Source organism: Streptomyces sp. NPDC054847 (assembly GCF_053610925.1).
The window spans coordinates 1-7667 of sequence record NZ_JBSGZJ010000348.1 but is presented as its reverse complement, the minus strand read 5'-3'; the positions used below and the strand labels follow the sequence as shown (position 1 = coordinate 7667).

The following is a 7667-nucleotide window of genomic DNA, read 5'->3' as shown; positions in this document are numbered from 1 at the left end:
GTCGCCGTCCGCGACCGGCTTTCCCGGTGCGGGGGCGTCGCCGAGGGGCACGATCTGTCCCGGGGCCGGCGGCTGCCAGGGGTCGTGGTCGTCACCGAGCCAGTCGCCGACCGGCTGCACCCCGCTCAGGGCGTCCGGCGGCGCGAGGTCGGCCGCGCTCTCGTCGTAGTACTCGTACCAGGGCAGTCCCGCACGCGTGTAGGCCGCGCGGTCGACGGGGGACGGTGGCGGCTCCTCGCCGGTGATGCGGCGCCACTCCGGCGGGGTCACCAGGTGGACGAACACCCGGCCTGAGGGCTCGTCCGCCCAGTCGGAGAGACGCCGGTCGTCGCGGTAGACCTCCTGCCGCATGGAGCCGCCCACACCGAGGCCCATCGCGGCGGAGCGGGCCCGGGGCGGACCGCCGGGAGCGGCCGGCGCGGCGTGCGGGGCCCCTCCGAAGGCGGCAGCCGCGGGCGGAGGCAGCGCCCCGTAGGCGGGAGCGCTGCCGGGCGACGCGGCCGCCGGATACACCGGAGTGGCGCGCGCGGCCCGTTCCGCGCGGACCCGCTCCTCCTCGCGCCAGGCCGCCAGTGCCGCGTCGGACAGACCGAACGCCTGGAGCTGCACACCGCCCCAGGTCTCCTCGCCGGTGACCTGCCCCTCCACCGTGGCTCCCAGGCCGAGCGGGACGGCGACGAACTGGCGCACCGTGCCCTTGCCCGAGTTGATGCCGTCCAGCCACGGCTGGCGGGGCAGCACCACGTAGTTCTGCGGCTTGCGGGTCAGTGTGCCGCGCCACGGCTTGCCGGAGACGGCGCACACCTTGCCGACGCCGACCTGGAGGGCGGCGGGCTCGCTGCTGCCCGCGAAGCTGAGCCACATCGCCTCGCGGAGATGGACCGGCAGCATCACGCCGCCCCGCTCGCGCATCTGGGGCGGCACGGTGCCGATGTGGTCCTCGACCCGCCGTACGGGGAACTCACCGAGCCCGGGCGGCAGTTGGTGCGTCCCCGATTCGGGCAGGCGGAGCGTCCTGATGAACCGGACCCGTACTCCCCCGCCCAGCAGCAGACTGTTTCCGTCGACGCGTACGGCGCTCGCGGCCACGGTGGACTCCCCTCTTCCCGGCGTGTGCTCTGCGGGTAACACGAGCCGCGGCCCGCGCTGGTTCCACCGCGGGCAGCAGGGGCGGGAATCGGTCAGGCAGGGGGCACGATGTCCTGCTCGGCCCAGACGACCTTGCCCTCCGATGTCCGGCAGGAACCCCAGCGCCGGCAGAGCATGTTGATGAGCTGCAGCCCGCGGCCGCCTTCGTCGTTGAGCGTCGCGTGCTGGATGAGCGGCAGGTCGGGGCCGGTGTCGGACACCTCGACGACGAGCCTTTCGTGGCGCATGAGACGCAGTTGTCCCGGTCCGCCGCCGTAGCGCAGTGCGTTGCCGACCAGTTCGCTGACCACGAGTTCGGTGGTGTCGGCGAGGCCGTCGAGATCCCATCCGGCCAGTTGCTCCACCACGAGCCGGCGGGCTGCGGACGCGGCGGTGGCATCGGCGGGCAGCGGCCAGACGGCCACGTTCTCGCCGGCGCGGGCGTCGTGCGCCGTGGCGACCAGCATGACCGCTTCGTCGAAGCGTTTGTCCGGTCCCCAGTCGCCGGCCAGCAGCCCGCAGGACTCGAGTACGGCCGGAGCGGCGCCCGACGCGGCCTTGCGCAGCCGTGCGAGTTGCACGTCGACGTCGGTCGCGCGGCTCTTGATCAGGCCGTCGGTGTACATCAGCAGCCGGCTCGCGGCGGGCAGGGTGACCTTCACGGGGTCGTAGGGGATGACACCGGCGCCCAGCGGGGCTCCCACCGGTACGTCGACGTAATCGGCGTCGCCCGCCGCGTCGACGAGCAGGGGCGGCGGGTGGCCGGCCGTGGCGATGGTGCACACCGCGGTGGCGGGGTCGTACACCGCGCACAGGCAGGTGGCGACCTGGTCGTCCTCGAGGTCACGGGCGGCGAGGTCCATCCGGGCGAGGACCCGCTCCGGGACGATGTCAAGGGCGAGGAGGGTGCGGGCGATGGCGCGCAGCCGGCCCATGGTGGCCACGGCGGCGAGCCCGTGTCCCATGACGTCGCCGACGACGAGGGCGGTCCGGCCGCCGGGCAGCGCCATCACGTCGTACCAGTCGCCGCCGACGCCGCTCGCGTCGGCGGTCGGGGCGTAGTCGGCGCACACGTCGAGCCCGGGCGTCTGCGGGGTGGTGCGGGGCAGGAGGTTGCGCTGGAGGCTGACGACGTGTTCCCGCTCCCGCTTGTACAGGCGTGCGTTGTCGACGAAGACGGCGGCCCTGGAGGCCAGTTGCAGGGCGAGCGCGAGATCCGTGCGGGAGAACGGCGGCCTGCGGCCCGCCCGTACGAAGTCGGCGACACCCAGCAGCACCCCGCGGGCGATCAGCGGAACCACCATGTAGCTGTGCACCCCGGCGGCGCGCATCTTCTCGGCGGCCCGTGCGGTGGGCGCCACCCGCGCGAAGTCGTCCCGGGCGAGCCGGCTCATGAGCATCGGCTGCCGGCGCATCAGGGCACTGACCGCGACCGTGTCCTTGTTGACCGAGGTCAGTTCGCCCACGGGGTCGGGCTCGAGCTCCATGAGCTCGGGAACGGCGGCGACGGCGATGGCCCGCATGACGGGCCGCTCACCGGCACTGCCCGGCTGGACGTGCTCACCGCGCAGCGCGGACTCCAGCAGGTCGATGGCGGCGCCGTCGGCGAGGCGGGGCACGACGAAGTCGGCGAGTTCCTGCGCTGTCTGTTCCAGCTCGAGCGTGGTGCCGATCTCGGTACTGGCGTGACTGAGCCATTCGAGGCGGTTGTGCATGGTGAACCGCTCGGCCAGACCGGCCGCCCGGCGGCGCAGCGCCGGTCCTCCGGTCCGCCGCCCCCATCCCGGATGTCTCACCGCACCGCCTTCCCTGCCGTCACTGGATCAAGTATGGGGTGGGTGGCTCCTGTGCGCCCCCGGACTTGCGTTGCCCGATCCGGACCCGGGGGCCGAGGCGCCCGCGGGCAGCCGGACGGACCGGACAGAGCAGGCGCGACGGGCGGGTTCACGGGCGGCGGGCCGCTGATCCCCGCAGCGCGGAGGGGCTGGTGCCGAACCAGCGGGCCACGGCGCGGCGCAGGGTCCGGGCGTCGCTGAAGCCGAGCATGGCCGCGATCCGGTGCAGCGGGAGGTCGCTGGTCGTCATCAGTTCCTCCGCCCGTACGAGCCGGACGGAGTCGACGAGCGCCTCGTAGCTGGTGCCGTCCTCCGCCAGTCTTCTGCGCAGCGTCCGCTCGCTCATGCCGCGCGCCAGGGCCTGCTGGGCGAGAGGGGGGACGTGCGGCAGGCCGCGGGCGACGGACACCTCGAGTCCCTGCACCAGGTCCTGCCGCTGCCGGCGGCGCGTGCGTGCCGCGTCGAGGAGTTCGACCACCTGGGCCAGGGTGTACGCGTCGGCGCCGGGCAGCGGGCTGTTCAGACACGCCGCCCCGAAGACGATCCGGTCGTCGGCCGCGCCGAAGGTGACGGGGCAGCGGAAGTACCGTTCGTACTCGTCGCCGTACGGCGGGCGGGCATGCCGTACGGCGAGGGAGTGCGGCGCGAACTCCTCGTGCCAGGCGTCCCTGATCAGGGCGGTGATGCTGCCGAACGCCTCTTCGAGGAGGAAGGCCCGCAGGCCGGAGTCGGTGTATCGGGCGGTCGCGAGGATGGCGGCGCCGTCCGGCACCGGTTCCATGCGGTAGTCGAGCATGGATCCGGTGACTCCGTGGTGGCGGACGCCGAGCCGCAGGGCGTCGTGGAGGGTCGGGCTCGCCTGGAGCCCGAGGCCGACCAGTCCCCACGCGGTCACCTTTTGGCGTCGGCCCACGGCGAGGCCGAGCGCGGGATCGCCGAGGTCCCGCATCGCCTCCCTGATCACGGAGCTGCCCTGACGGTAGGACACCCGCTGGCCGACCGCGCTGAGGGCGGCCTCGCTAAGGCCCGCACGGCGCAGGGAAGGGCCGAGGTCGTGCCCTCGTTCCGCCGCCACGAGGGTGAGGTAGCGCAGCAGATGGGGCGTGATGGTGGCGGACCCGTACCGCGGGTCCGCCAGTCGTGCGGTGAGCGGAGCGCCGGACGGCCGGCGGGTGTGCTCGGCGGGTACCGGTTCGTGCGACGGCATCGGCTCACCTCCGGGCCGCCACTGTAGGGATTCCGGCCGCGGGAGGACAGGCCCGGTGGCCGCTGAAGTCCCGTTACTGGCCGGTTGGGTCCTCTCCCCCGGCCGCCCACCGCCCTTACCGTCGGTCACACCTGTCACCGACGGCACCGGTTCCGGTATCCGGCACGAGGGAGAAGGCATGCGGTTCCCCACAACCAGCCCGAAGGCGCTCTCTCTGCTGCTCGCGGGGTCGCTCGGCGCCCTGGCCCTGGCGGCCGTTCCGGGAGCGGTACCGGCCGGCGCGGCCCCGGCGTCCGGCACGGCGGCGCCGGAGCCCACGACGTACCTGGTCGGCCGGGGCATCTCCGATGTCACCGGAGAGGCCGCGGAGGTGGGCATGATGGGCTACTCGAGCTTCGAGCAGAAGGCGTCGGGCATCCATCAGCGGCAGCGCTCCCGGGCGTTCGTGGTCGCCGACCGGACCAGCGGGAAGCGGGTCGTCTACGTCAACGCCGATCTGGCCATGATCTTCCAGTCCGTGCAGCAGGGGGTCGTCGCCGGACTGAAAGCACGCTACGGCTCGCTCTACGGCGAAGAGAACGTGCTGCTGTCCGCGACCCACACGCACGCCGGATCGGGCGGCCACTCGCACCACCTCGCGTACAACCTGGCCTCTCTCGGCTTCCAGAAGGACACCTACCGGGCGATCGTCGACGGGATCGTCGAATCGGTGGCCGAGGCCCATGAGGACCTCGCACCGGGCACCATCACGCTCGGCAGGGGCGAGTTGACCGACGCGAGCGTCAACCGGTCGAGGACGGCCTTCGAGAAGAATCCGGCGGGCGACAAGGCGGCGTTCCCCGGCGCGATCGACCCGGCGATGACCGTGCTGCGCTTCCGCCAGGGCGACCGCGACATCGGCGCCATCAGCTGGTTCGCCACCCACAACACCTCGCTCACCAACAAGAACACACTGCTCAGCCCGGACAACAAGGGCTACGCGGCGTACGAGTGGGAGCACGACGACCAGGGTGTGCGCTACCTGGAGAACAAGGAGGGCTTCGTCGCGGCGTTCCCCAACACCAACGCCGGTGACATGTCGCCCAACCTGAACCTGAAGCCGGGCTCGGGCCCGACAGAGGACGAGTTCGAGAACACCCGGATCATCGGCGACCGGCAGTTCCGCAAGGCGCAGGAGATCTACGACGCAGCCGCCGTCCCGCTCAGCGGCGGTGTCGACTCCCGGATGCGGTTCGTGAACATGGAGCAGGTGACCGTCGACGGGAAGTACACCCCCGACGGCAATGAACACCGCACCTGTCCGGCCATGGTGGGCGCCTCGACGCTCGCGGGCAGCGTGGAGGACGGGCCCGCGATCCCCGGCTTCACGGAGGGCATGAACAGCCCGGTGGCGAAGCTGCTGGAGCCCTTCGACATCGACCCGCCCGAGTGGCTGGTGAGCTGCCAGTACCCGAAGGCGAACCTGGTGCCCACCGGCCTGGTCAACGCGGTGACGCCGACGACGCCCACGGTCCTTCCGGTGCAGATCGTCAAGATCGGCCAGTTCTACCTGGTGGCCGGCCCGGCCGAGTACACGATCGTCTCCGGCCTGCGCATCCGCCGTACGGTCGCCCAGGAGCTGGGCGTACCGCTGGAGAACGTGCTGATGCAGGGCTACGCGAACGCCTACAGCCAGTACGTGACCACGCCGGAGGAGTACGACCTCCAGCAGTACGAGGGCGGTTCGACGCTCTACGGCAGGTACACGCTGCCCGCCTACCAGCAGGAGTTCGCCTCGCTCGCGGCCTCGCTGAGGGACGGCACCACCGTCGGCCGCGGCCCCGCGCCGGCCGACCATTCGGACCGTCAGACGTCGTTGCAGACCGGCGTGGTGATGGACAACCCGCCGGCGGGCAGGAAGTTCGGCGACGTGCTGGCCGAGCCGGCCGAGTCGTACGGGCAGGGGGCCACCGTCACCGCCGAGTTCGTGACCGGCCACCCGAAGAACAACCTGCGCCGTGGCGGCACGTTCCTCGAGGTGCAGCGGCTGGTGGACGGCCGGTGGGTCCGCCGGCTGGACGACGGCGACTGGGACACCACGTACCGCTGGGTGCGGCTGAACGGCGTGACCGGCACGTCCAAGGCGGTCGTCACCTGGAAGGTGGCCCCGGGGACGCCGGAAGGGACGTACCGCATCGTGCACTTCGGTGACTCCAGGAGCCTGTTCGGCACGATCACCGGTTTCAGCGGTGCCACCCGGCCCTTCACGGTCGGCTGAACCGCGCCCCACGGGCGCGCCCCCGCGGCACGATCGCCGGGGCGCGCCGCGGGTTCGGGCCTGGTACGCCCGGCCGTATCCGGAATGTGATGCTCAAGTTCAGCTCAGATGTAATGACACTCGGACCATCGACTCCTTACTCTCCTCGCAAAATCGAGTGAAGGATGTCGCACCATGAAGGCCTACAAGTCCGCCGCCGCGGCGATCACCGTGCTCGCGGTCGCACTCACCGCAACCGCGTGCGGCGGCGACTCCGGGAGCGCCGGTGACGGTCCCACCCGGCAGGCGAAAGCCGAGGACCTGCCCAAGCTGCCCACCTACAAGGTCGCCACGGGTGTCGACATCGACTCGCCGACGCTGGAGAAGGCGCAGAAGGCCGGAAAGCTCGTCATCGGCGCCAAGAACGACCAGCCCTTCCTCGGTTTCGAGGACGAGAAGGGCAACCGGTCCGGCTTCGACATCGAGATCGCCAAGATGATCGCCGCGGACCTCGGCTTCTCCGCCGACATGATCGAGTTCAAGACGGTGGACACCGGCGTCCGCGAGGCGGCGATCTCGAACGGAGAGGTCGATCTGTACGTCGGGACGTACACGATGAACGAGGAGCGGAAGAAGAAGGTCGCCTTCGCCGGCCCTTACTACATGGCGGGCGCCGACCTCCTGATACGCGAGAACGACCGGACGATCGCGGGACCCTTCTCGCTGGAGGGCAAGACGGTCTGCTCGGCCAAGGGCTCGACCGCGCTCCGTGAGATCAAGAAGCCGGAGTACAACACCCGGACGGTCGAGACGCCCAAGTACACCGAGTGCGTCAAGCAGTTGCTCGAGGGCAAGGTCGACGCCGTCACCACCGACGACGCCATCCTCAAGGGCTACGCCGCACAGCACGCGGGCAAGTTGAAGGTCGTCGGCCAGCCGTTCACGGAGGAGCCGTACGGCATCGGCATGGCCAAGGGCGACGAGGCCCTGCGCGACGCCGTCTCCGACGCGCTCCAGGCGCACGACGAGAACGGCGACTACAAGCTGGCGTACGACGCGACGCTCGGCCTGTCGGGCTCCCACTACGTGGGACCGCCGATGGTCCAGCGCGACTGACCGCACACACGGCGAACGGCCGCGGCGGGCGGCGCGGGCGATCTGGGCGGCAAGCTGCGCGACAAGTTCACGGGTGGCGGCGGCAACAGCAACGGCGGCAAGGGCGACCGCCCCTCGGACGAGGGCCCCGGCAAGAGCTGAACCG

Annotated in this window: 5 protein-coding genes; 2 read left to right on the top strand and 3 right to left on the bottom strand. The window is 71.6% G+C overall.

Annotated elements, in window-relative coordinates:
* The 3 genes from ACWGH4_RS26695 to ACWGH4_RS26685 form a co-directional block, all read right to left on the bottom strand.
* A partial coding sequence (locus tag ACWGH4_RS26695) for a hypothetical protein (RefSeq protein WP_453465428.1) occupies positions 1-1089 on the bottom strand: 1089 nt, incomplete at its 3' end.
* 92 nt (positions 1090-1181) lie between these two features.
* Positions 1182-2843 carry a SpoIIE family protein phosphatase gene (locus ACWGH4_RS26690; protein WP_453465430.1) on the bottom strand — a complete coding sequence of 554 codons (1662 nt, stop codon included), beginning with the start codon at positions 2841-2843 and terminating at the stop codon, positions 1182-1184.
* Positions 2844-3072: 229 nt separating this feature from the next.
* Positions 3073-4170 (bottom strand): AraC family transcriptional regulator, encoded by a 1098-nt coding sequence (locus tag ACWGH4_RS26685; protein ID WP_453465426.1) that lies wholly within the window; start codon positions 4168-4170, stop codon positions 3073-3075.
* A gap of 178 nt (positions 4171-4348) precedes the next feature.
* Between ACWGH4_RS26685 and ACWGH4_RS26680 the strand changes: the two genes are divergently transcribed.
* The gene (locus ACWGH4_RS26680; protein WP_453465424.1) at positions 4349-6427 is read left to right on the top strand and encodes a neutral/alkaline ceramidase; all 2079 of its coding nucleotides are present in this window, start codon (positions 4349-4351) and stop codon (positions 6425-6427) included.
* A 174-nt stretch (positions 6428-6601) separates the two neighbouring features.
* Entirely contained in the window at positions 6602-7522 is a 921-nt protein-coding gene (locus ACWGH4_RS26675) for a glutamate ABC transporter substrate-binding protein (protein WP_441264693.1), read from the top strand.
* Positions 7523-7667 lie beyond the last annotated feature (145 nt).